The organism is Campylobacter jejuni (assembly GCF_001457695.1).
GTDB lineage: Bacteria > Campylobacterota > Campylobacteria > Campylobacterales > Campylobacteraceae > Campylobacter_D > Campylobacter_D jejuni.
This window is the reverse complement of sequence record NZ_LN831025.1, coordinates 1,608,934-1,633,417: the sequence shown is the minus strand read 5'-3', so window position 1 is coordinate 1,633,417 and position 24,484 is coordinate 1,608,934. Positions and strand designations below refer to the sequence as shown.

The 24,484-nt window shown below is 30.2% G+C and carries 22 protein-coding genes and 3 pseudogenes; 23 read left to right on the top strand and 2 right to left on the bottom strand.

Annotation, left to right across the window (positions count from 1 at the left end):
* The first annotated feature begins 102 nt into the window (after positions 1-102).
* The 20 genes from AT682_RS08260 to pflA all read left to right on the top strand — a co-directional run bounded on the left by AT682_RS08260 (position 103) and on the right by pflA (position 20,594).
* Complete coding sequence (locus tag AT682_RS08260) at positions 103-1,638, top strand: ABC transporter substrate-binding protein (RefSeq protein WP_002882839.1); 1,536 nt, start codon at positions 103-105, stop codon at positions 1,636-1,638.
* Positions 1,638-2,582 carry an ABC transporter permease gene (locus AT682_RS08255; protein WP_002882840.1) on the top strand — a complete coding sequence of 315 codons (945 nt, stop codon included), beginning with the start codon at positions 1,638-1,640 and terminating at the stop codon, positions 2,580-2,582. The genes AT682_RS08260 and AT682_RS08255 overlap by 1 nt, the downstream gene beginning before the upstream one ends.
* Positions 2,569-3,363, top strand: a complete 795-nt coding sequence (locus AT682_RS08250) for an ABC transporter permease (RefSeq protein ID WP_072224413.1) — start codon at positions 2,569-2,571, stop codon at positions 3,361-3,363. The genes AT682_RS08255 and AT682_RS08250 overlap by 14 nt, the downstream gene beginning before the upstream one ends.
* The gene (locus AT682_RS08245; RefSeq protein WP_016818313.1) at positions 3,360-4,070 is read left to right on the top strand and encodes an ATP-binding cassette domain-containing protein; all 711 of its coding nucleotides are present in this window, start codon (positions 3,360-3,362) and stop codon (positions 4,068-4,070) included. Before AT682_RS08250 ends, AT682_RS08245 begins: the two co-directional genes overlap by 4 nt.
* Positions 4,063-4,728 carry an ATP-binding cassette domain-containing protein gene (locus AT682_RS08240; RefSeq protein ID WP_002875185.1) on the top strand — a complete coding sequence of 222 codons (666 nt, stop codon included), beginning with the start codon at positions 4,063-4,065 and terminating at the stop codon, positions 4,726-4,728. The genes AT682_RS08245 and AT682_RS08240 overlap by 8 nt, the downstream gene beginning before the upstream one ends.
* Positions 4,729-4,840: 112 nt before the next feature.
* Positions 4,841-5,230 carry an NAD(P)H-quinone oxidoreductase subunit 3 gene (gene nuoA / locus AT682_RS08235; RefSeq protein WP_002851275.1) on the top strand — a complete coding sequence of 130 codons (390 nt, stop codon included), beginning with the start codon at positions 4,841-4,843 and terminating at the stop codon, positions 5,228-5,230.
* Positions 5,212-5,715, top strand: a complete 504-nt coding sequence (gene nuoB / locus AT682_RS08230; RefSeq protein WP_002851253.1) for a NuoB/complex I 20 kDa subunit family protein — start codon at positions 5,212-5,214, stop codon at positions 5,713-5,715. The genes nuoA and nuoB overlap by 19 nt, the downstream gene beginning before the upstream one ends.
* The gene (gene nuoC, locus AT682_RS08225) at positions 5,712-6,506 is read left to right on the top strand and encodes an NADH-quinone oxidoreductase subunit C (protein WP_010790693.1); all 795 of its coding nucleotides are present in this window, start codon (positions 5,712-5,714) and stop codon (positions 6,504-6,506) included. Before nuoB ends, nuoC begins: the two co-directional genes overlap by 4 nt.
* A 1-nt stretch (position 6,507) precedes the next feature.
* Positions 6,508-7,734, top strand: a complete 1,227-nt coding sequence (gene nuoD / locus AT682_RS08220) for an NADH dehydrogenase (quinone) subunit D (RefSeq protein ID WP_002855665.1) — start codon at positions 6,508-6,510, stop codon at positions 7,732-7,734.
* Positions 7,731-7,958 carry an NADH-ubiquinone oxidoreductase subunit E family protein gene (locus tag AT682_RS08215; RefSeq protein ID WP_002824979.1) on the top strand — a complete coding sequence of 76 codons (228 nt, stop codon included), beginning with the start codon at positions 7,731-7,733 and terminating at the stop codon, positions 7,956-7,958. Before nuoD ends, AT682_RS08215 begins: the two co-directional genes overlap by 4 nt.
* Entirely contained in the window at positions 7,955-8,647 is a 693-nt protein-coding gene (locus tag AT682_RS08210; RefSeq protein WP_002882843.1) for a hypothetical protein, read from the top strand. The genes AT682_RS08215 and AT682_RS08210 overlap by 4 nt, the downstream gene beginning before the upstream one ends.
* A complete protein-coding gene (gene nuoG, locus AT682_RS08205; protein WP_002882844.1) occupies positions 8,644-11,106 on the top strand; it encodes an NADH-quinone oxidoreductase subunit G in 2,463 nt (820 codons plus the stop codon). The genes AT682_RS08210 and nuoG overlap by 4 nt, the downstream gene beginning before the upstream one ends.
* The gene (nuoH, locus tag AT682_RS08200; RefSeq protein WP_002882845.1) at positions 11,099-12,088 is read left to right on the top strand and encodes an NADH-quinone oxidoreductase subunit NuoH; all 990 of its coding nucleotides are present in this window, start codon (positions 11,099-11,101) and stop codon (positions 12,086-12,088) included. Before nuoG ends, nuoH begins: the two co-directional genes overlap by 8 nt.
* A 9-nt stretch (positions 12,089-12,097) precedes the next feature.
* Positions 12,098-12,739 carry an NADH-quinone oxidoreductase subunit NuoI gene (gene nuoI / locus AT682_RS08195; protein WP_002882846.1) on the top strand — a complete coding sequence of 214 codons (642 nt, stop codon included), beginning with the start codon at positions 12,098-12,100 and terminating at the stop codon, positions 12,737-12,739.
* Positions 12,736-13,254 (top strand): NADH-quinone oxidoreductase subunit J, encoded by a 519-nt coding sequence (nuoJ, locus tag AT682_RS08190; protein ID WP_002856161.1) that lies wholly within the window; start codon positions 12,736-12,738, stop codon positions 13,252-13,254. The genes nuoI and nuoJ overlap by 4 nt, the downstream gene beginning before the upstream one ends.
* Positions 13,251-13,547, top strand: a complete 297-nt coding sequence (gene nuoK / locus AT682_RS08185) for an NADH-quinone oxidoreductase subunit NuoK (RefSeq protein WP_002874498.1) — start codon at positions 13,251-13,253, stop codon at positions 13,545-13,547. Before nuoJ ends, nuoK begins: the two co-directional genes overlap by 4 nt.
* Before the next feature lies 1 nt (position 13,548).
* Positions 13,549-15,339: an NADH-quinone oxidoreductase subunit L gene (gene nuoL, locus AT682_RS08180; RefSeq protein WP_002882848.1), complete on the top strand. Its 1,791-nt coding sequence runs from the start codon at positions 13,549-13,551 to the stop codon at positions 15,337-15,339.
* Position 15,340: 1 nt separating this feature from the next.
* Entirely contained in the window at positions 15,341-16,828 is a 1,488-nt protein-coding gene (gene nuoM / locus AT682_RS08175; protein ID WP_002882849.1) for an NADH-quinone oxidoreductase subunit M, read from the top strand.
* The gene (gene nuoN, locus AT682_RS08170; RefSeq protein WP_002882850.1) at positions 16,818-18,206 is read left to right on the top strand and encodes an NADH-quinone oxidoreductase subunit N; all 1,389 of its coding nucleotides are present in this window, start codon (positions 16,818-16,820) and stop codon (positions 18,204-18,206) included. The genes nuoM and nuoN overlap by 11 nt, the downstream gene beginning before the upstream one ends.
* A 21-nt stretch (positions 18,207-18,227) precedes the next feature.
* Positions 18,228-20,594: a DUF7494 domain-containing protein gene (gene pflA / locus AT682_RS08165; protein ID WP_002882851.1), complete on the top strand. Its 2,367-nt coding sequence runs from the start codon at positions 18,228-18,230 to the stop codon at positions 20,592-20,594.
* Positions 20,595-20,635: 41 nt separating this feature from the next.
* Here the strand turns inward: pflA and AT682_RS08160 are convergent, their stop codons facing one another.
* Positions 20,636-22,624, bottom strand: coding sequence for a methyl-accepting chemotaxis protein (locus AT682_RS08160; RefSeq protein ID WP_079754350.1), 1,989 nt, complete (start codon positions 22,622-22,624; stop codon positions 20,636-20,638).
* 79 nt (positions 22,625-22,703) lie between these two features.
* On the opposite strand from AT682_RS08160, the pseudogene AT682_RS08155 reads away from it, so the two are divergent.
* Positions 22,704-23,136 (top strand): annotated as a pseudogene (locus AT682_RS08155) (MerR family transcriptional regulator).
* A 45-nt stretch (positions 23,137-23,181) separates the two neighbouring features.
* On the opposite strand, the pseudogene AT682_RS08150 reads toward AT682_RS08155, so the two are convergent.
* Positions 23,182-23,322, bottom strand: a pseudogene (locus tag AT682_RS08150) (ArsR/SmtB family transcription factor); the annotation flags it as partial.
* A gap of 124 nt (positions 23,323-23,446) precedes the next feature.
* On the opposite strand from AT682_RS08150, the gene AT682_RS08145 reads away from it, so the two are divergent.
* Positions 23,447-23,869, top strand: a complete 423-nt coding sequence (locus tag AT682_RS08145; protein WP_002882439.1) for a cupin domain-containing protein — start codon at positions 23,447-23,449, stop codon at positions 23,867-23,869.
* 195 nt (positions 23,870-24,064) lie between these two features.
* A pseudogene (locus AT682_RS10030) lies at positions 24,065-24,438 on the top strand (carboxymuconolactone decarboxylase family protein); the annotation flags it as partial.
* Positions 24,439-24,484: the final 46 nt, after the last annotated feature.

The following is a 24,484-nucleotide window of genomic DNA, read 5'->3' as shown; positions in this document are numbered from 1 at the left end:
ATAAAACTCCATAATTTAAAGCAAATTATCCCCCCATAGAGCTTGTGGCTTCTTATTTTTTATTTTATAATTCTTTAAAATTTTAAATTTGAGGAGTTACAAGTGCTTAGATGGTTTGTTTTACTATTTTTATTGTTTTTCAATCTTGAGGCTAAAATTCCAAAAGATACACTTATTATAGCAGTTGAAAATGAAATCGCAAGGATAAATCCTGCTTATAGTGAGGATCATGATGCAGTGATTAATCTTGTATTTTCAGGGCTTACGAGTTTTGATGAAAATATGAGTTTAAAACCTGATTTGGCTAAGTCTTGGGATGTTAGTAAAGACGGGCTTGTTTATGATATTTTTTTAAGAGATGATGTTTTATGGCATGATGGAGTCAAATTTAGTGCTGATGATGTGAAATTTAGTATAGAAGCCTTTAAAAATCCTAAAAACAATTCTTCTGTTTATGTCAATTTTGAAGACATTAAAAGTGTGGAAATTTTAAATCCTTCTCATGTAAAAATCACACTCTTTAAACCTTATCCTGCATTTTTAGATGCTTTAAGCATAGGAATACTTCCTAAGCATTTACTTGAAAATGAGAATTTAAACACAAGTTCTTTTAATCAAAATCCTATAGGTACAGGTCCTTATAAATTTGTAAAATGGAAAAAAGGTGAATATGTTGAATTTAAAGCCAATGAACATTTTTATCTTGATAAGGTAAAAACTCCAAGACTTATTATAAAACACATTTTTGATCCTTCTATAGCTAGTGCTGAGCTTAAAAATGGCAAGATAGACGCAGCTTTAATCGATGTTTCTTTGCTAAATATTTTTAAAAATGATGAAAATTTTGGAATTTTACGTGAAAAATCGGCTGATTATCGGGCTTTAATGTTTAATTTTGATAATGAATTTTTAAAAGATTTGAAAGTAAGACAAGCTTTAAATTACGCAGTTGATAAAGAAAGTATAGTAAAAAATCTTTTACATGATTATGCTTTTGTAGCCAATCACCCTTTAGAGCGTTCTTGGGCAAATTCTAAGAATTTTAAAATTTACAAATATGATCCTAAAAAAGCCGAGGATTTGCTTGTAGGTGCAGGTTTTAAGAAAAATAAAGATGGAAATTTTGAAAAAGATGGGAAAATTTTAGAATTTGAAATTTGGGCGATGAGTAATGATCCTTTAAGGGTAAGTTTAGCTGGAATTTTGCAAAGCGAATTTAGAAAAATAGGAGTTGTAAGCAAGGTGGTGGCTAAACCTGCTGGAAGTTTTGATTATTCTAAAGTAGATAGTTTTTTAATAGGCTGGGGAAGTCCTTTAGATCCTGATTTTCACACTTTTAGGGTATTTGAAAGTTCGCAAGATAGTGCTTTAAATGATGAGGGTTGGAATTTTGGACATTATCATGATAAAAAAGTGGATATAGCCTTACAAAAAGCAAGAAATACTTCAAATTTAGAAGAGAGAAAAAAATATTATAAAGATTTTATAGATGCTTTGTATGAAAATCCTCCTTTTATTTTCTTAGCCTATCTTGATTTTGCTTTAGTTTATAATAAAGATTTAAAAGGTATCAAAACAAGGACTTTAGGTCATCACGGAGTGGGTTTTACTTGGAATGTTTATGAGTGGAGTAAATAGTGCTAAAACGCTTAGTTTTTAGTATTTTCATAGCATTTTTTAGTACTTTTTTATGTTTTGTTTTACTTCATTTTAGTAAAGGTAGTATAGCTTATGCTAATGGAGTTAATTCACAAAGTAAAGAATTTGTTCAAAGAATAGAACAAAATTTAGGGCTTGATAAGCCTTTGCTAGAGCAGTATAAAATTTGGCTTTTTAAGGCTTTAAAAGGAGATTTAGGGGTTTCTTTTTTAAGTGGAGAAAGTGTTTTAAAGCTTATAAAAGAAAGAATTTTTAATACTTTTATTTTGGGTTTTAGTGCCTTAATGCTTTTATTTTTACTCAGTGTTTTTTTGGCACTTTTGGGATATTATTATAAAGAAAGTTTTATAGATAAAATCATCACTTTTTTAGCTTTTAATTTTTTTGCTTTACCTCCTTTTGTTTTGGCTTTATTGTTTGTTTTGATTTTTGGAATTTTTTGGAAAATTTTACCTGTTATGGGAAGTAGTGATATAGGCTTTGAAGATGATTTTTTAAATCGTTTAGAGCATTTGATTTTGCCTGTTTTGGTGCTCGTTTTATCACATTTGGCGTTATTTTTAAGGATTGCTAGAAATTTTATCAATGAAAGTTTTTCTCAAATTTTTATTCAAAATTTATACGCTAGGGCTTTAAGGGAGAAAGATATTTATTTTTTAGTTCTGAAATATTCTTTAAGCCCTATTGTGGCTTATTTTGGGGGAAGTGCTTTAAGTTTTATGATGGGAACTTATGTGGTAGAAAGTGTCTTTGCTTACGAGGGGCTTGGATCTTTACTTTTTAAAAGTATTATTTTTAAAGATTATCCTGTTGTGCTTGCACTTATATTTTTTAGCGTTTTGCTTGCAGCATTTTTTACATTTTTAAGTGATATTGTAGCTAGGATTTTAAATCCTAGATTAAGAAGGCTTGATTTTGTTTAAATTTCTTATCATTCTTGCGCCTTTAATTTTTTTGTTTTTATGCGCCTTGTTTGCACCTTTTTTGACTCCTTTTGATATTTTAAGTACTCATTTAGAAAATTTGCATCAAGCTCCTAATTTTACTTATATTTTAGGGACTGATTTTTTAGGCAGGGATTTGTTTTCTCGTTTGCTTTTTGCTTTGAGAAATTCTTTGCTTATAGGTGTTGGTGGATCTTTATTGTCTATTATCTTTGCTTTGTGTTATTTGTTTTTAGCGCGATGTTTTTTTTATGTTTTTTGGATGCGTATTTTAGAGTTTTTTTTAGCCTTGCCTGCTTTTTTACTTATGATGTTTTTTCAAAGTATGATAACTTCTGATGTGTTTTTGATGATTTTTTTAATCGCTTTAATTCATTGGTGTTTCATAGCAAGAATTATAGAAAGTGAATTAAAAAGACTTGAAAATTTAGATTTTTACAAAGCAAATATAGTGCTTGGAAGAACTAAATTTAGAGCTTTTTTTAAAGATTTAATACCTGCTTTAAAAACACTGATTTTTACACTTTTTATATTTAATATCGTTCATGCTATAGCCACAGAAGCTACTTTGAGTTTTTTTGGACTGGGTTTAGGATTTGAAATTCCAACTTTAGGTACTCTTTTGAGTGAGTCTTCAAAAGCAGTTTTTATAGGCGCTTGGTGGATGATACTTTTTCCACTTTTAAGCTTGCTTTTGTTGTTTTTACCTCTTTTATGGTTGGGTAATTTTTTACAAAAAATTTGGGGTATAAGATCTTGAAGGTAAGAAATTTAAATATCAGTTTGAAGAATAATTTATTGCTTAAGGATATTAATTTAGATATAAAAACAGGTAAAACTTTAATGATACTAGGACAAAGTGGAGTGGGCAAAAGTTTGTTAGGAAAAGCTTTGGTAAGACTTTTAGATTCTAATTTCACAATAAGTTTTGATGAATTAAGTTTTCATAATTCTTGTATTTTTAATTTTAATAAAGAAGAACTTAGAAATTTTCGTTCTAAGGTGGCACTTGTTTTGCAAGATGCAGAGCTTAGTCTTTATCCTTATTTGGATATTGGAAATTTATGTCATCTTGTTTTAAAAACTCATACAAAATTAAAACAAAAAGAAAGAAAAGATTACGCTTTTTCTTATTTTCAAAAATTAGGATTTGAAAATCTTGATCGTTTGTGGCATTCTTATGCTAATGAATTAAGTTTGGGTATGGCAAGAAGGGTGAGCCTAGCTTTGGCATTATTAAATCAACCCCAAATTTTAATTTGTGATGAAATCACAGCTTCTTTGGATAAAGAAAACGCTTCTAAGATTATATCGATTTTAAAAGAATTAAAAAATACTACAGCCTTAGTTTGCATCACTCATGATTTAAATTTGGTAAATTCTTTAGCAGATGAAATTCTTATGCTAGAAAAAAATAGTTCAAATTTATATAGCTTAAATGAGTTTTTAAGGTATTATAATGCTTAAAGTTTGTAATTTAAGTAAGTTTTATGAGCTTAAAAAGCATTGGTATTTAAAAAAAGAAAGACATATTATTTTTGATAATATCAATTTTTCTTTAAATGAAAATGACAATTTAATAATTTTAGGTAAAAGTGGTGCAGGTAAAAGCACATTAGCTAGAATTCTTTGTTTTTTAGAAGATCCAAGTGAGGGTGAGGTATGGTATGAAAATCTTAACTTACACAAGCTTGATAAAAACAAACAAAGACTTTTAAGAAAGCAAATTCAGTATTGCTTTCAAGATCAAAAAATGGCTTTAAACCCTTATAAAAAAATCAAAAATCTTATACAAGATGGTTTGGAAAATTTTAATTTACAAAAGAATGATGACTTGATTTTAGAATTTTTTGATTTTTTTAGTCTAAAAAAACAAATTTTAGAACAAAAACCCTATGAGTTAAGCGGAGGAGAAGCCACACGTGTAGGTCTTATCCGTGCTTTGATTTTAAATCCTAAATTGTTGATTTTAGATGAAATTACTTCAGCACTTGATATTAAAACTTCTAAAGAAATTTTAACTTTTTTATATGACTATCAGCAAAAAAATAATATTTCTTATATATTTATAACCCATCAAAGTGATCTTTTTTATAAATTTAATCATAAAAAATTAAAACTTTAAAAAATATTTTTTAATATAAGTTTCAATATAGAAAGTTTAGAGTAAAATAAAGAAAAGTGTAAATTTAATTTTTGTTGTGGAGTGATTAAAGTGCTTTAAAAAAGGAGAATAAATGTCTCATATAGATGCTTCGCATCCTTATTTTGGTATTTTTTTAATGCTAGTACTTGCTAGTGTTATTTTTTTTGGACTGGTTTTTTTAGCTTCAAAAATCGGTAATAATTTTGCCGCAAAAAATCGCAAAAAATTAGGACTTGGAATTTATGAATGTGGTCCTATTCCTGTTAAACAAGCTAACAAGATTAACTCTCAATTTTTCATCATCGCCTTAATCTTCATACTTTTGGATATAGAAGTTGTGTTTTTATTTCCTTGGGCTTTGATTTTTAAAGATTTAGGTTGGTTTGGATTTTTAGAAGTTTTTGTTTTTATCGTACTTTTAGGAGTTGGATTTTTATATGCTTATAAAAAAGGAGCGTTTGCATGGCAGAGCATCAAGTAAATTATGCAAGTGGTTTGCCCGTAGTTTTAACCAGTGTGGATAAGCTAGTTCAATGGGGCAGGAGTAATTCTTTATGGGCTTTATCTTATGGACTTGCCTGTTGTGCGATTGAGATGATGGCGGCTGGGGGTTCAAGATATGATTTTGATAGATTTGGAACGATTTTTAGAGCTTCACCACGCCACAGTGAAGTGATGATTATCGCAGGAACTTTGTGTAAAAAGCACGCTGAATTTACAAGAAGACTTTATGATCAAATGCCTGATCCTAAATGGGTGATTTCTATGGGAAGTTGTGCCAATACAGGCGGTATGTTTAATACTTATTCTACTGTTCAAGGAGTGGATAGAATTATACCTGTAGATATTTATGTGCCAGGCTGTGCTCCACGCCCCGAAAGTTTTCAGTTTGCTTTGATGATTTTGCAAAAAAAGATTCGCAAAGAAAAAGCAAGTCGCAAGATCGCACCTAAAAGGTTGATATGATGAGAAAGTATAGCGATAAAAAAAATGCTCAAACTCAAAATTACTACAAAGATAGATTTTATCACGCACCACACACTGTAAAATCTGATGTTAATGAAAGTGTTTTTAAAGAGGATTTTGAAGTTTTAAAAACTCAAGTAGAAATTTTAAATTCCTTTGTAGAGCTTGATTTTTGGGTAATAGAAATTAAAAAAGAAGACAATGTTAAAACCTTGCAAATGCTTAAAACTTTAGGTTATTTAAGTTTTACAGAAGCAAGTGCTATTGATTTTATAGCAGATAAAAATGGTTTTGAAGTGTTTTATCAGCTTTTAAATTTAGAAAAAAAATTAAGAGTGAGAATAAAAACTTTTGTAGGCGTAAAAGAGCGTTTGCAAAGCGTGGCTCATATTTTTAAAGGAGCAAATTGGAGTGAGAGAGAAATTTATGATATGTTTGGAATTTTCATCATAAATCATCCCAATTTAAAACGCATTTTAATGCCTGATGATTGGTTTGGACATCCGCTTTTAAAGACTTATCCTTTAAAGGGCGATGAGTTTGCAAGATGGTATGAGATTGATAAAATTTTTGGCAAAGAATACCGCGAAGTAGTGGGCGAAGAACAAAGAGATTCTGGTTTTGCTGATGATAAAGATACGCTAAATTTTGCAAGACTTTATCATGAAGTGCCAAAAGGTGGTCAAAAGAAGGAAATTTCCTTTAAACAAGAATATCAAGAAGATGAAGGCGTGGCTTTTGTAAAAAAAGTAAAACGTGATGAAGCAAAAATTTTAGAGAAAAGGCGTTAAAATGCAAATTCCTAGCAAATTAAAACCTTATTATGAAAATATAGCTTTTGAGCAAGAAGACTCAAAAATGATTATCAATTTAGGCCCTCAACACCCTTCAGCACACGGAAATTTACGCCTTATTTTAGAACTTGATGGAGAGCAAGTTGTAAAAGCGCGTCCTTGTATAGGTTATATGCATCGTGGTATGGAAAAAATGGCTGAAAATATGATTTATCAAGAGTTTATTCCTACTACTGATAGAATGGATTATATCGCTGCTTCAGCGAATAATTATGCTTATTGTGCAGCGGTTGAAAAGCTTTGTGGTTTAGAGATTCCACGCCGTGCCGCAGTCATACGCATGATACTTTTAGAATTAAACCGTATCACATCACATTTGCTTTGGCTTGCCACTCATGCGCTTGATATTGGTGCGATGAGTGTGTTTTTATACTGCTTTAGAGAACGAGAATATGTTTTGGATTTGATAGAAAAGTATTGCGGTGCAAGGCTTACGCATTCTTCTATGAGAATAGGTGGGGTTATGCTTGATTTACCTGAGAATTATTTAGAAGAAATGCTTGCATTTTGCGATAAATTTCCAAATGATTTAAAAGATTATGAAGATCTTTTAGATGATAATAGAATTTGGCGTTTAAGAACTGAAAATGTAGGTGTAGTTACTAAAGAACAAGCTTTAAACTGGGGTTGTACGGGTGTGATGCTAAGAGGAAGTGGCATAAAATACGATATACGCAAAGAAGAGCCTTATTTGCTTTATAATGAAGTCGAATTTGGCGTGCCTTATGCTACGCAAGGGGATTCTTATGCAAGATATAAAGTTTATATGCAAGAATTTCGTGAAAGTTTGAAAATCCTTAGACAATGTGCCACGCTTTATAAAGATACTCCACCTGAAATTTTAGCTACGCATCCTGAGTATGTAAGTGCTTCAAAGGAACAAATTTTAACACAGAATTATTCTTTAATGCAGCATTTTGTTTTAATCACCCAAGGTTTAAAACCTCCTAAAGGCGAAGTTTATGTGCCTACTGAAAGTCCAAAAGGTGAGCTTGGCTTTTTTATCCATAGTGATGGTACAGGAAGACCTTATCGTTTAAAGGCTAGAACGCCTAGTTATTGGCATTGTGCGTTTTTTGAAGAAATGCTTGTAGGTACTTATTTAGCTGATGTTGTAGCCATTATGGGTAATGTAAATATAGTTTTAGGTGAGATAGATCGATGAGAAGAGTAGATTTAAGAAAAAGCAAAGAGCTTTTTGAAGATTTAGCACAAATCATAAAAGAAGCAAAACAAGGCGAGGTTTTAGTGGTGCTTTTTGAAATCGGCGATTTTTCTCCTGTTGAAAAAAGTTTTTCTTTTGTAAAAGAACAAGGCTGTGAGCTTTTAAATTCTTTGAAATTTAATCAAGTGGATTGGACTATTGTTATAAAAAAGGAGAGGGTATGATTTATGATAATGCTCTTTGTTTTTTAGATATGCCAAGTCTTAAAAACAAAAATTTATGTGAAAAAATAGGTGTAAATAGCATGAATATTTCTTGTTTGGAAGATAAAAACTTAAAAGCTAAATTTTACAAATGCGAAATTGCAAGTTTGAGTTTTGTTTTAGCCTTGCTTTGTAAATTAAGCGATGAAGGGCATTTTTGCGATTTAGATGAGGGATATTTAAGTGCTGAATCTTGCTTTGGAGAGGAAGAAGCAGGTGAAGTGCTTGCTTTTTTAAAAGAGGCTAAGTATTTAATTATAGATAAAAATATCCATTCTTATAAAGATAGTGAAAATATCAAATATTTTTTGAATTTCTTAAGCATAAAATATGAATTAAAGATTTTAGATAGCGATGAAGAAGAATGCGATTTTAAAAAGGCAAAATTAAGCACTCTAAAAGAACTCGATAATTATGATGGTTTAGTGCTTTTTAGAGTAAATTTGCAAGATAAAAATTTACATTGTTCGAGGCAATTTTTACAAATTGCAAAATGCAAAGATCAAAGTGAAGTTGAAATTTTGGCTAAAGATTTTAGTCTTAAAACCAAACTTTGTTTAGATGAAAATTTACAAGGCACCATAGCTTTTTTAAATTATGAAAACAATGGTTTTGATTTTACTCCAATTCGCATAAAGGAAGCAAAATGACAGTTAAGATTAATGGTATAGATTGCGCCTTTGAAGAAGGCGAATATATTTTAAATATAGCAAGAAGAAATGATATTTTTATCCCAGCGATTTGCTATCTTTCAGGCTGTAGTCCTACTTTGGCTTGTCGTATGTGTATGGTTGAAGCTGATGGTAAAAAGGTATATTCTTGCAATACTAAAGCAAAAGAGGGTATGATTGTAGAAAGTGATTTACAAAATCTTTGGGATGAAAGAAATGATATCATGCAAACTTATTGCATCAATCATCCTTTAGAATGTGGGGTTTGCGATAAATCAGGCGAGTGTGAATTGCAAAATTTCACCCATAAAAGCCGTGTAAATGTTCAAAAGCATTGGATTAAAGACACGCATAAACCGCATAAACATTGGGGAATGATTAATTACGATCCCGCGCTTTGCATAGTATGTGAGCGTTGTATTACAGTTTGTAAGGATAAAATCGGAGAAAGTGCTTTAAAGACTGTTCCTCGTGGCGGAGATAGTGTGGATAATAGCTTTAAAGAGAGCATGGGAAAAGATGCTTATGCGATTTGGACTAAATTTCAAAAAAGTTTGATAGGTCCTGCAAATGGTGATACGCTTGATTGTTCATTTTGTGGAGAATGTACAAGCGTGTGTCCAACAGGAGCTTTGATAGGTTCGAAATTTCAATATACTTCAAATATTTGGGAACTTAAAAGAATCCCTGCTTCAAATCCGCATTCAAGCGATTGTGAGTTGATGTATTATGATATTAAGCAAAGCGGCATTAGCAATCAAAAAGAAAAAATTTATCGAGTGAGTAATGATTTTGCCTTTGCGAGTTTAAATAAGGCTGCAAGATTTGCTTTTGATACGCAAAATGAGGCGGATAAAGACGAAAAAGCCTTTAAAGAACTTGTGGAACTTTTTGAGAAAAATGAAATTAAAAACATTAAATTTAATAGTTTTATTACCAATGAAGAAGCTTTGATTTTGCAAAATTTAAAAAAGAAATTTAATCTTTCTTTGATCAATGAAGAAGCTTTGAAATTTAAAGAATTTTTACAAGAATTTATCGCTAATTCTGGTGAGTTTTATAGCGCTAATACTCAAGATATAACAAAAAGTGATTTTTTGGTTGTAGCTGGAATGCTTTTAAGATATGATGCTCCAACGCTTAGCTATAAAATCAATAATGCTTTAGTGATGAATAAAGGCTCAGGGCTTTATTTTCATCCTATGGAAGATATGGGTATAGCAAAATATTCTAAAAATTTTATCCCGCACATTCATAAAAATGGCGATGAAGAGCAAATTTTATATTTTTTACTTCAAAAATTTAGCCAAGATGAAGGTATCAAAACTCATTTAGCAGAGTTTTTTATTAGTGAAAATAAAGAAATAGAAGAAAGTATCAACGAAGAAGTTGTAGAACAAGTCATAGAAAAAGATGAAGAAGGCAATGAAATTCAAAAAGAAGTAAAAAAAGTCGTGCCTAAGAAAGTGAAAAAAATCATAGAAGTGCAACGCTCTATTTTTGCTAAAAATTTAGGCATAGATGAAGATAAATTAGAAGATTTATTGCTTAAAAAAGCAAATTTTACTCTTGTTGTAGGGAGTGATTTTTATTTTCATAAAAATGCGAAAAAACTTGCTAAATTACTTGCTTTGATCCAAAATACCACTCCTTTTAAAGTCTTTTTAAATCCTACGCATACTAATACCTTAGGTGTGGCTATAATTTGTGATTTGGATAAAAACACGCAAGAAGGCAAGACTTTAGGCTACAATGAAAAAGGTGATTTTAGTTTTTCTTATGAAGAGCATGCAAATTTAGCTAGTGCGAGTTTAAATCAGCAAGAAGGAACTTTTTTAAATTATGATAAAAGAGTGGTACCAACTAACGCTGCTTTAGAATTTAAGGGATATTTTTTAAATGATTTGGCTAATGCTTTAGGTTTTGATGAGGAATATACTATAAATTATACTAAGAGACTCCCTATAAATAAAGGTTTTTCTCCGATTGATTTTGATCATTTAGACAATTTTTATACCAATGCAGGCGATTGCAAAAGGGGATATGAGCTTAATTTAGAATGTTTCAAACAAGTTGCTAAAAAAGATTTCATCTCTCCAAATTTTGAAAATTTAAGCCTAAAAGAAGATGAAATTTTGCTTTATAGTGCTAATCCTAGCTATCAATTTGGTAGATTTTCAAATCGTGCTAGTGCGATTAATGAGGTGATTTTTTTAGCTGTAAGTGAAAATTTAGCTAAAGAAAAAAATTTAAAAGATAAAGATCTTGTAAAACTTAAAATAAAAGATAAAGAATTAAGCCTTAGTGTGCGTGTGGATAAGGACATAAAAAATGGAGCTTTCTTGCCGTATTTTGATGAAAAGCTTGACACGCTAAGTTTTTTTGATGAAAGATTTGTTGTGGCGAATTTAGAAAAATTAGGAGCAAACCATGAGTGATTTTGCTTTAGAGGCTTTGATTAAATGTATTATTATCATTGCAATATTTGCGAGTTTAGCAGGTCTTGCAACTTATGCTGAAAGAAAGGTTTTAGCTTATTTTCAAAGACGCATAGGGCCTGATATGGTAGGGCCTTTTGGGCTTATTCAACTTGTAGCTGATATGATAAAACTTTTTACTAAAGAAGATATAATCCCTTCAAATTCGCAAAAATTTATTTTTGCTATAGCACCTTTAATTTCTGCTATTTGTGCTTTTGTTTCTTTAGCAGCTATTCCTATGCTACCTGAATTTACTTTATTTGGAAAGGTAATTCAGCCTATAGTGGCAGATATCAATGTAGCTTTGCTTTTTGTCATCGGTACTTCAGGAATTTGTTTTTATGCGGTGTTTTTGGGTGGACTTGCAAGTAATAATAAATGGTCGATTTTAGGGGCTGCAAGAGGGCTTGTAGCGATTATCTCCTATGAAAGCGTAGGAGCTTTAGCTTTGATTGCTATTGTAATGCTTGTAGGTTCTTTTTCTTTGGTGGATATCAACAATTATCAAAGCGATGGATTTTTTTCTTGGCTTATTTTTAAACAGCCTTTGGCTTTTGTGCTTTTTATAATTGCTTTATTTATAGAGACTAATAGAACTCCGCTTTGTTTGACGGAAAATGATGCTGAAATTGTAGCGGGTTATGGAACGGAGTATTCGGGTTTAAGATGGGGTATGTTTTTTATAGGTGAATATGCTTCTATGATAGCTGGAGCTATTTTGGTAACTCTTTTGTTTTTAGGGGGTTTTAATAGCTTTTGGATTATTCCTGGTTGGATTATGATGATAGTAAAATCAAGTTTTATTTTCTTTTGGTATTTTTGGGCAAGAGCTGCTTTTCCGCAATTGCGTCCAGATCAAGTGATGAAAATGTGCTATTTGATCTTAATCCCTTTAGCGGTTTTAAACCTTTTAATCACTGCTTTGGCAGTTCTTTTATAGGAGTTTGATATGAAAAATTATTATTTAGTGGATGAGAAAAGAAAAACTCCTATTAGCACTTGGGAGAAAATTTCACAAGCTTTGCGTAGAAGCGTTAAACTAGAGCTTTTTGTAGGGCTTTTTGTGATGATGAGAGAATTACTTAAGAGAAATAATAGCGCTACGATTAAATATCCTTTTGAAAAGGTAAAGCTTGACAATCGTTACCGTGCTGTTCATCGTCTGATGCGTTTTATAGAAAGTGAAAACGAAAGATGTATAGGTTGTGGGCTTTGCGAAAAAATTTGCATTAGCAATTGTATTAGAATGGAAACTTCTTTAGATGAAAATGGGCGTAAAAAAGTAGGAAATTATAGTATTAATTTAGGGCGTTGTATTTATTGTGGTTTTTGCGCTGAGGTTTGTCCTGAACTTGCTATAGTGCATGGCACAGAGTATGAAAATGCAGCCGAGCAAAGGTCTTATTTTGGCTATAAGCAAGATTTTTTAACTCCTATTGATAAGCTTAAAAATCAAGTTGAATTTGAAGGAGCGGGAAGCCTTAGAAAAGATGCTGATTTATTGGTGATAAAAACGCCAAATTATTACGATGCGATGCTTGAAAGTGCCTTAGAAAATCAAAACACACAAGAGCAAGGAGAAAACAAATGATAGAAAATTTGGCTTTTGTATTTTTTAGTGTAGTGGTTTTAGGCTTTTTTGGCATTGCGGTTTTAAGTAAAAATATGCTTTATTCTCTTTCGGCTTTAGCGGGTGGAATGGTGTTTTTATCGGGATTTTATTTTTTACTTGATGCAGAGTTTTTAGGTGTGATACAAATTATTGTTTATAGTGGAGCTGTGCTTGGACTTTATAGTTTTGCGATGATGTTTTTTGATGCTTCTAAAGAATTTAAAGAACAACTTAAAGCTAAAAAAAGTTTTTTTACTTTGGTGGTTTTAAGTGCGATTTTACTTTTGGCCATGCTTATAGGTTTTAAATACCAAAATATCAGCACGGATTTGCCTTTAAACGATCCTGCTTTGTTTGATTTTAATAAACAACTGGCTTTAGCGATTTTTTCAAAATATCTTTTGGCTTTTGAGTTTATAGCTATTTTACTTTTGATTGCTTTAGTGTGTGCTATCACTCTTACTCATAAAGAGCTAACAAAGGAAAAACAATGATAGAAAAGTATTTTTTTATAGCTATTTTAATGTTTGTCATAGGGCTTGTAGGTATTTTAAAAAGACAAAATCTCATCATGCTTTTTATTTCGAGTGAAATTTTATTAAATAGTGCTAATTTAGCCTTAGTAGCGGCTTCTAAAATGCACAATGATTTAAATGGGCAGGTTTTTGTGCTTTTTATCATGGGTGTAGCGGCTTGTGAAGTAGCTGTTGGTGTAGCTTTGTGTGTGCTTTGGTATAGAAGAAAAGGCACTTTGGAATTAAAAAGCTTAAAAGAAGTGGAGGCTTAGTATGCAAAATTTAGCTTTGATTTCTCTTTTTAGTCCTTTTATAGCTTTTTTGTTTGCAAGTTGTTTTGCTTTGAGTGAGAAAAAACAATTTGTAGGGATAATTTGTTCACTTCTAGTTGCTTTGAGTGCTTTTTGTTCTTTGTATTTGCTTTTTTGCAATGAAGCTTTTAATGTGAGTTTGTTTGAATGGTTTGCTGGAGTAAATTTTGGCTTTGATATAGATGCCATTTCGCTTACTATGATGAGTGTTGTAGGTATTGTAGCTACTTGTGTGCATTTTTATAGTATTTTTTATATGGCTCATGATGAGGGTTTTAATAAATTTTTTGCTTATTTGGGGCTTTTTGTCTTTTCTATGCTTTTTTTAGTTATGAGTGATAATTTCTTAGGACTTTTCGTAGGTTGGGAAGGCGTTGGGCTTTGCTCTTGGTTGCTTATAGGTTTTTGGTATAAAAATGATACTTATTCTTTTGCGGCTAATGAAGCTTTTATTATGAACCGTATTGCGGATTTGGGTATGCTTTTAGGAATTTTTTGGCTTTATTTGCAAGCAGGAACTTTAAAATATGATGAAGTTTTTTCCATGGCACAAAGCCTAGATCACAATGCTTTGATCTTAATCGCAACTTGTTTATTTATAGGGGCTATGGGAAAATCTGCACAATTTCCTTTTCACACTTGGCTTGCTGATGCTATGGCAGGGCCAACTCCTGTTTCTGCATTAATCCATGCAGCAACCATGGTAACAGCGGGGGTTTATTTGGTAATTCGTGCTAGCACGCTTTATGATTTAGTTCCTGAAGTTTCTTATATTATTGCCTTACTCGGAGCTTTTGTAGCGATTTTTGCAGCCTCTATGGCTTTGGTGGTTAGGGATTTAAAACGTATTATTGCTTACTCTACCTTATCGCAACTTGGATATATGTTTGTGGCTGCAGGACTTGGGGCTTATGGTATAGCTTTATTTCACTTAGCTACGCATGCTTTTTTTAAATCTTTACTTTTCTTAGGCACTGGAAATGTAATGCATGCTATGAATGATAAATTAGATATTAAAAAAATGGGTGGACTTTTTAAACCTTTAAAAATTACAGCTATTTTAATGTGTATAGGATCTTTAGCTTTAGCAGGAATTTATCCTTTTGCAGGATTTTTCTCTAAAGATTTGATTTTGGGATATTCTTTCATTTCTTTTCACCATGGTATTTTTTTAGTGCTCTTAATCGCAGCTTTTTTAACAGCATTTTATAGCTTTAGACTTTTAATGTTGGTATTTTTTACCCCTGCAAGACATGATGAACATCCACATGAAGCAAGTAAAATCGCACTTTTGGCTATGAGTCCTTTGATGGTTTTAGCTATTATTGCAGGATTTTTCGAACATAGTTTTTTTGAATATTTAAGCACAAAATTAGTTTTTATTGATGCGCAAAATCAAATTGTAATGATTTGTGCGAGTGTAGCAGCTATTTTGGGTGCAATTTTGGCTATTTTTGCTTATAAAAATTCTTGGTTTAAGGAAAGTATTGAAGAAAATAAAATTCATAAACTTTTAAGTAATGATTATTTTATTCCTAGATTTTATCATCAATTTATCGTTTCAAAATATGAAAGCTTATGTGCGATTTTAAAGCATTGTGATCTTTATATTTTTGATAGAATAGTTGAAAAAATTGCTTTGTATTCTCAAAATATTTCACAAAAAATGATTATGCCAAACAGCTTAAACTTAATGCTTAGGTTTTTGGTGGCAGCTTTTGTGATTTTGTTGATTTTAGTATGGATGGTGTAAAATGCTAAATTATTTGATATTTTTTCCTTTAATTTCTGCTTTTGTGGTTTTGCTATTAAATCGCGGAGGCGTTAAGGTTTTTAGCGTTGTTGTAAGTTTTATGATTTTGGCTTTAAATTTGGATATTTTTGCGGATTTTTTACAAGGGGTAAGCTTTGATTATAATCTCTCTTTTAAAATTTTGAAATTTTTTAGCTTTCATGTAGGAGTAGACAGTATTGCACTTGTATTGATGCTTTTAAGTTCTTTGATGATATTTTTAAGCTTTTTATTTTTGAAACTAGAACAAAAAGCGCTTATATCTTGTATATTCTTTTTAGAATTTGCTATTATGGGACTTTTTAGCGCAAAAGATGGTTTGTTGTTTTATGTTTTTTGGGAATTTTCTCTTTTGCCTTTGCTTTATATTATGGGAGTTTATGGTAAAGATTTTAGAGCAGGGGTGAAATTTTTTATCTATGCTTTTGCGGGTTCAATTTTAATGCTTGTAGCATTGATTTATCAAGCTTATTTAAATTATCAGCTTTTAAATATCTTCACTTTTGACTTGGAAATTTGGAAAAATAATGCCTCAGCAGCAAATTTTACAGAGCAACTTTTACTTTTTGGAGCATTTTTTATCGCTTTTGCTATCAAAGCTCCTTTATTTCCACTTCATACTTGGGCACCTAAGGTTTATGCAAATTCGCCTATACTTGTTTCTGTAATGCTTGTAGTTTTTAAAATGGCTCCTTTTGGATTTTTACTTTTTTGTTTACCACTTTTTCCAGATGCGAGTGTGTATTTTATGCCTTTAATTGTAGCTTTATGTATAGTAAGTATCGTTTATAATGCTTTAATTGCTTATAGAGCAGAAAATATTAAAGAATTGATTGCTTATAGTTCTATTTCACATCTTGGTGTGATGATTTTGGGAATTTTTTCTTTAAATGCTTTGGGTATTAGTGGTGCAGTTTTTTATATGTTTGCACACGGTATTGTAACAGGAACTTTATTTTTAATGGTTGAACTTTTATACCAAAGATATCATACTTATGATATTTCTTTTTACCATTCTTTGGCCAAAAAAGCACCTTTATTTTCAATTTTCTTTATGTTAATTTTACTCGCAAGCGTTTCTTTGCCTTTAACTGTTTCTTTTGTGGGAGAGTTTTTAATTCTTTTAGGTATAGCAAAGATTAATTTATTTTACGCTTTGTTGGCAGGTTTGGTGATTATTTTAGGAGCGATTTATATGTTCGCAGTATTTAGAAAAATATTTTTCATGCAAAAACAAAGCTTTATAGAGGGTTTTTCTTTACGTTTTAGAGAAATAGTAGCGCTTGTGTGTATTGTAGTAATGATTTTTGGACTAGGGCTTATGCCAAATATACTTTTAAAGCCGATACAAAAAGATGTGGATAATCTTATAAAAACAATGAATATTAGAGCTGTTGAGCAAAATACTTTAGATTTTTTATCTAAAATAGGAGAGGCAAATGTTAAATAATTTTTTAAATTTAGAACTTTTAAATATAAGCTTATCTTATCCATTTTTATTTTTAATTACAACTGCAATAGTTCTTTTGCTTTGCTCTGGTTTTTGGAAATTTCATCGATCGTTTTATATCGGTATAAGTTCTTTATCTTTAATTGTAAGTGCTTTTTTGATTTTAAATAATGCAAATGCTCAAGGTTTAGAAGCAAAAGCTTTTTTGGCTACTTTAAATAATGATATTGTTTCATTTTATGCTTCTTTAGTGATTTTGTGTTTTTCATTTTTATATCTTTTAATGCAAAAAGAAGAAAATCAAGGTGAATTTTATGCTTTATTTTTATTTATGATTGCATCTTTGCTTTTGATGGTTTCAAGCTCAAATTTAGTACTTATTTTTATAGGACTTGAAAGTTCTTCTTTAGCACTTTATACTTTAATAGCAATGCGTGAAAGTGATAATGCTATTTCAAGTGCGATAAAATACTTTAGTGTAGCGGCTGTAGGAGCTGGGTTTTTTGTTATGGCTGTAGCTTTTATTTATTTAAAAACAGGAACTTTAGATTTATATGCTAATTTAGCGTTAAAAAATGAGTTTCAAAAAGATCCTATGCTTTTGGGTGTTGGAGTGATGATTTTTGTTCTTTGTGCAATCAAGCTTTCTTTGGCACCTTTTCATTTTTGGCTCAAAGACGTGTATTATGCAGCACATACAAATTTGGTTGCTTTTATTTCAGTTGTGCCAAAAGTTGCCATGTTGGTTGTGGTTATTCGTTTGTTTGATTTTTTAAATAATACAGGTTTTGAATATATCATAATAGTTCTAGCGATTTTTTCTATGCTTATAGGTGCTTTTGCGGCTCTAAGTCAAAACAATATCAAAAAAATGTTTGCTTATAGTTCTGTAGTGCATTCTTCTTTGGTTTTGGTAGCTTGCATTCCTTTATTAAAAGAACAAAATTTTGATGGAATTTTGCTTGCTATTTTTGGATATTGGACTTTATTTGCTTTTGCAAATTATGCTGTATTTATGATTTTAAGCAATTATGAGAATAATTCTTATGAGAGTTTAAATGGGCTTTTGGTTAAAAAACCTTTAATTGCTTTTTGTTTAAGCATTAGTGTGCTTTCTTTAGCAGGTATCCCGCCTTTTGGAGTATTTTGGGGTAAATTTATGATTTTAAATACAGTAATTTTAAATGGATATTGGTATTTGGCGCTTTTTGTGGCTTTATCTTCTGTTATTATGCTTTATGCGTATTTAAAGATTTTAATTCATGTTTTATTTATGAAAAATGATAGGGTTCATAATATTAAGTTTAGTTTTATACAAAATTTTATTTTAGCTTTTTGTGTTTGTGTAAGCACTTTTGCTATATTGTTAATGTTATAAGAGTTTTGCTATAATTATTTTATGAGAATATTATTTTTAATTTTATTAAGTTTTTTAAATGCTTTTGCTTTTGAGCTTGTTTTAAACACGGGTCGCGAAAATAATCAAGCTTTTGCAGTTTTACATGCGAGTAATGATTTAGAATTTACATGTCAAAAATTTATTACCGAAGCAAAAGTTCATTTTGAATGTGATATTGCAGGTATGGTTGATAATAAATTAAAAGATCAGAGTTTTTCTGCTTTTGATTTAAAATTTATACAAGAAGCTCAAAAAATTAAAATGATCATTTTGCCAAAAATACAAGCAAGAATGTTTGACACTTCTCAAAATATTTATATAGATAAAGAACTCAGTTCATCAAGTTCGCATAAAAGTAAGGCTTTTACTTTTATTTTTACACCAGAACTAGCACCTATTAAAGACTATGATGGACTTGATTTTAATATCAATTTTCCACATGAGAGTTTGCCTTATGTTGGAGCTTTGGATTTAAATTCTGATCCTGTTGTTATTCCTCAAAGTGCAGATATCAATACTTATTTACGCATCAAAAAAGAATACGATAAGGCTAATTACAATCAAGTGGTGATTGATGCACAAAATGCTATCAATAGATATCGTAGCAGTATTTTTACTAGTGAATTTATACTTTATAAATTAAGAGCTCAAAATAAACTTTACACTCAAGATCCAAGTATACGCGATCAGCAAATTTTAGAAAAGATGATTGATGATGCTAAAAATTGGATGCGTACTTTTACAAGTGATAAAAATTTTTCAGAAGTTTTACATATAATGTTAAAAACTTATATCGCTTTAGCTCAGCGTGCTGATGTAGAGTATACAATGTCGATTTTGGATAATGAACAACCTAATAATTATTTTACTCAGTTATCAAAACTTGATTATGCAGATTATATTTATAATTTAAATGAAAAAGAAAAAGCTGTAAATATCTATGAAAATACTTATTTTAATACAAAAAATTTAGATTTAGCTGCAAGAGCAGCTATGAGTTTGGCAAAGAATTTGCTTTCAAATGAGCAAGTAAATAAAGCTATAGAATATATTAATACCATTTTAAAAGCCAATCCTGAATATTTTGGAAAAGATATTCCAAGATCTTTAGAACTTGCTAAATTATTTAATCAAAAAGGACAATTTGATATAAGTGCAAGTATTTATGAAGATGCCTTTGCTAAAATGTCCAAACTTGATCCAAGTTATGAAGAAACTTTAAAAGATTTAGCCTTGGTTTTATCACATGCTAACAGATCTAGTGATGCTAAAAAATACCTTGATTTGTATATGGATGATTATTTAGATGGTAAGTATTTAGATGAAATTAAAAAAGCAAGTGATGAGGTATTCTTTGCTTTAGGTGATAATAATGCAAGCTTTTTGCATCAGCGTTATACAGATTTAATGAAGCAATATGCAAATAAAGATGAGAATATTGCAAATAAAGCTTTAGATGAAGATGTTGCACTTTATTATAAAGAGGGAAATTTTAGTGCCATTTTAGCTTATAAAGATCTTATAGAAAGTAAAAAAATTCCAAATGCTACTCAATTTTTAGAGAAAGCAGCCATTAATGATTTAAAAAATGCCATAAAAGCTGATAATTGTATCAATGCTGCAAATATTTTTATGCGTTTTAGTGCTTATGATATAGGTCAGAAAATTGAGAATAAAAAACAAATGTTAGCTTGTCTTATCAGAACTTCTAATGTTGAACAAGCACTTGATTATATAGATAAAAATTATAATGAAGATTCTATATTTTACGGTCTTCAAAAAGCATCTATTCTTTTTGATAATAAACAATATCCTCAGGTGATTAAAATTTCTAAAGATATAGCTAATTCTAGAATTTTAAAAAGCGATGATGAGAATTTTAAGGCTTATTATTTGCAATTTTTGTCTTTGTTGCGTTTAAATGACTACAATCAAGCCATTAAAATTTTGCAAATTTTAGAAAGTTTTCCAATGAATTTTAGTATGGTAGAAGCCTACGATGCTTTACTTTCTTATGCTAATGATCACAATATGCAAACAACGATTTTAACTTACGCACCTAAGGCCATTGACTATCAAAATTTTAAAGGTATAAATCTTTTTAGTCCTAATTTGGAATTTATGTATCTTGATACTTTGGCTAAAATCAATAAAAATGAAGAAAGTTTAGCTGTTTTAACAGATTTGCTTAAATTAAAACTTTCAGATAAGGATAAGGCAAGAGCTTTATATATCCAAGCTTTAACTTATGAAAGAATGCAAAATATACAAGCTGAAAAAGAAAGTTTAAAACAATGTCTTGAAATCAAAGGTGTTTCAAATTGGCAGAATTTATGTAAGAGTAAAAATCAAATTTTAAATCAATAAGTAAATTAGAGATAACTAGCTTTTTAGCTAGTTATCTAAGATTAAAACCTCTTCTTCTTAACATCTTCTAAGATATTATTAGCTATATCACTTACTGTACTAGAAATAATAGCTGATTCATTAGCAATTTCAACATTATCTTTAGTAGTTTGATCAATTTGAGCTACACTATCATTGATTTGAGTGATACCTGCAGTTTGTTCTTTAATACTTTCTGCCATATCATTGATAGATTGAACAAGTAAATTAGTATTAGCTTCAATTTCTGATAAAGACTTTTGAGTTCTTTCAGCTAGTTTTCTAACTTCATCAGCCACAACCGCAAAGCCTCTACCATGTTCTCCAGCACGAGCTGCTTCAATAGCTGCATTTAAAGCTAAAAGATTGATTTGATCTGCAATATCACCTATAATACCTGTAACATTTTTAATCTCTTCAGATTGAGCGATAACATCACTAGTTTTAACTGAAACATTTTGCATAGAAGAAGTGATCTCTTCTAAAGCTGCTGCAGTTTCTTCTAAAGAAGCTGCTTGAGAATTTGAAGAAGTAGTTAAGCTTTGAACAGCAGTTTGTAATTTTCCACTTTCATTAGCTAAAGCATTAGCAAAGTCTGAACTTTGTTTTAGCATTTTAATGATTTCTTGTCCTAGTGCATTAGTAGTTACCTCTACAGCTCCATTGGCATCTTTTACTTCAGTGGTAAAGTCAAGAGATTTATAACTATTAAATACTCTTTGAATTTCATTCATATCAGAACCTACTCTAGCTTGTAAAGCATCAAGAAGTCTATTTAGAACATTTTTTAATTCTATTAATTGTGGGTTTCTTGGATTAGCAGTAATTCTTGCTGTTAAATTACCACCTTCTACTACATGAACAGTTTCAACTGATTCTTTAACGGCTTGATTGTCTTGTTCTAAACCTCTTTTAGTAGCAAGAATGTTTTCATTGATAGCATTTGAGATTTGTCCAAATTCATCATTGCTTTTTACTTCTATAGTAGAAACATTTTTTGTTTTATGGTTGATAAAATCAAAGAATGAAGTTAAACCTGTTTGGATAGCTGCAAGTGGGGAGAGGTATTTTGATACGATGAAATAAAGGAGGATGACGCTAAATACTACTACAATAATGACAACAATGGCTTGAATAAATGCAGCTTTATAAATAGGTTTATTTATAATATCAGCACTTTCGGTAATACAAGCTGTATAAGCAAAGACTTTAGTACAAGCTCCAAGTCTTTCTTTGCCGTCTAATCCATAATTAAAAAAGTTATGGTCTCCATGTGTTTTATATGCATTTAGAACAGGAGAATGATCAATGGATGGATTTAATAATTCTTTATTGGTTGCTGCAAATATTTTATTTTTTTGATCAAATAAAAAAGTATTTCCAGGAGTGTTTGCAACTAAATTTTGCAAATCTTCTGATGGTATATCGACACCCAGTACTCCTATGATTTTGCCATCTTTATAAATAGCTTTTGAATATGTTATTACATATTGTTTTAAATTTGTATCTAAATATGCTGGTGTATCAAAAATATCATTTGTTTTTAAAGCTTCTTGATACCAATCTTTTGTCTTTATATCTAAATCATCACGTAATTCAGGCATTTTTGCATCATTAGATTTTTGACTAAGTAAAACTTTTCCATTGTTTAAACCTAAATAAACATTTAGTGCATTTATACTATGACGATAATATTTCAATATCGGACCAACATTGTTAATAATATTTTCTTCAGTGATTAAAGATTGATAAGGTAAGTTCGCGATATCTTTTTCTAAAGCTCTAATAAAAGATTGATTTGTGGAACGGAAATCTTCAACGGTAGATTGTGTGACTTTAAGTAGGTCAGTTTGATTTTTAAGAGTGCTTTCATATAGTGAGGTTTTTGTAAAATAAAAACTTACAATACCTAGAACAATTAAGGCAAAAATTGCAATTAAATTTGCAATGAGAGAAAGTTTGATTTTAATACTATTCATTATTTTCCTTTTAATTTTTGTTATTTTTAGTATAAAACTAATAATTTGGCTATTATTTTATCACAAAAAAATAAAAATAAATTTTTTATTTTTATTTTAAAAAGGAGAAAATATGGTTTATACTATGAAAAGAGGTAGAAAAAGAAACAAAAATTAGCGCTCATACTTTAAGATTTTGGGCTAAAAAAGGTTTGTTTCCTTTTGTTCAAAAAGATGAAAATAGTGTGAAATATTTTTCAAAAAGCGATATAGAATGGGCAAAATGGATAGAATGGCTTAGAATTTCAGGTATGCCAATAGAACAAATCAAACATTATATAAAACTTTGCTCTTTGGGTATAAAAACTGCCAAAGAAAGACAAGAGATGTTAAAGCAAACAAAGAAAAAATTACAAAACCAGATTAAAACATTAAAAGAAAGTGAAAAAGTTTTAAGCAAAAAGATAAAAATTTATGAAGAAATGCTTGCAAATGAAGTCGATGGGTTTAATCCAGAAAGCAAGGACTATCAACCTTGTGATAAATTGCATAAGTTTAAGGGTTGATTTTATATTAAGGGCAAATTTGGGTAATAATATTTTCATTTTTTTAATAACATTTTTAAGCTCTAAATTTTTGATATTTTCAAAAAGATCTAAATGCAGCTTTAAAAGCTCATCATTAATCCCATAATACGCCCAAGTTCCTTGACGCCTTACATACAAAAAACCCGCATCTTTTAAAATTTTTACGCGTTATATTATCGTAAATACTATTGTTTTGTTGATTTTAGGAATTATCATGATTTTTGTAAGAAGTAGGATAGAAAAAATGAAATTAAGATTTTAAATTTTTACTTGACTTAGAGTAGCTCTCATGTTTTATAATACTAAAAAAGCAGGAATTCATGGAAGTTTTAAAGGCGATAGTAAATTTTTTAGCAAAAATGTAAAAGTTTCTATGATGTTTAAATCAAATGAGTGGAGAAATTTTAGTGAGGCTTTAGTTGAATTTGAAGCCAGTGCTAGAAGTGCATGGCATACTCATCCTCAAGGACAAACCTTAATCGTAACAGAGGGTGAAATCATCACAAAAGTTCCAGGGCAAAAAGCCTTTATAGCTAAAAAAGGCGATGCGATAAGCTGTCCTATAGGAGTAAAGCATTTTCATGGTGCAACTAATACAAGTAGTGGAGCACACATAGCACTTACAGGCGAGAAAGAGGGTAAAAATGTAGAATGGCTTGAGCTTGTAAGCGATGAAGAATATGAAAATACCTTAAAAGAAGCAAGAGAGTAAAGAAATTTGTAAATAAAACACAAAAATTTTATAAAAACTTTTATGTTTTTGGAGTATCTTTAAATGCTCTTTTTTCACAAATTTTAAAAACCATAAAGGATAAAACCATGCAATTAAGACAAAAAGCAAGAGAAATTTTTGAAAAACTCTTAGGAGGAGCAAAAAAGGATCAACTTTTTGCAAGTGATGAAAGACACTATTACGCAAGAAAATCGCAAAATAAAAGGCAGGGAAATACAAAATGCTATTTTTAGTGAAGCTAATATCACTAAAATGATAGAATCTACCCCAGAAGATAAAGCTTTTATAAATGATTTTTTGAGTGCGAATTGTTTTGGAGACTACTATACACGCATGGGCTTGATCTAAAAACTAGGGAGCTTTTAACCCTTGTATATCTTATCTCACTTGGTGGGCTAGACAATCAAGTAAAAGCTCACATACAAGGCAATCTTAATATGGGGCAAAGCAGAAAAGATTTGCTAAATATCATTGCAGCTCTTATTCCATATATCGGTTATCCAAGGGCTTTAAATGCCCTAAATTTGCTTGATGATATTAAAAAGTAGAATGCAACAATAAATATTTATTGTAAATTGAGCTTAGAAGTTATTT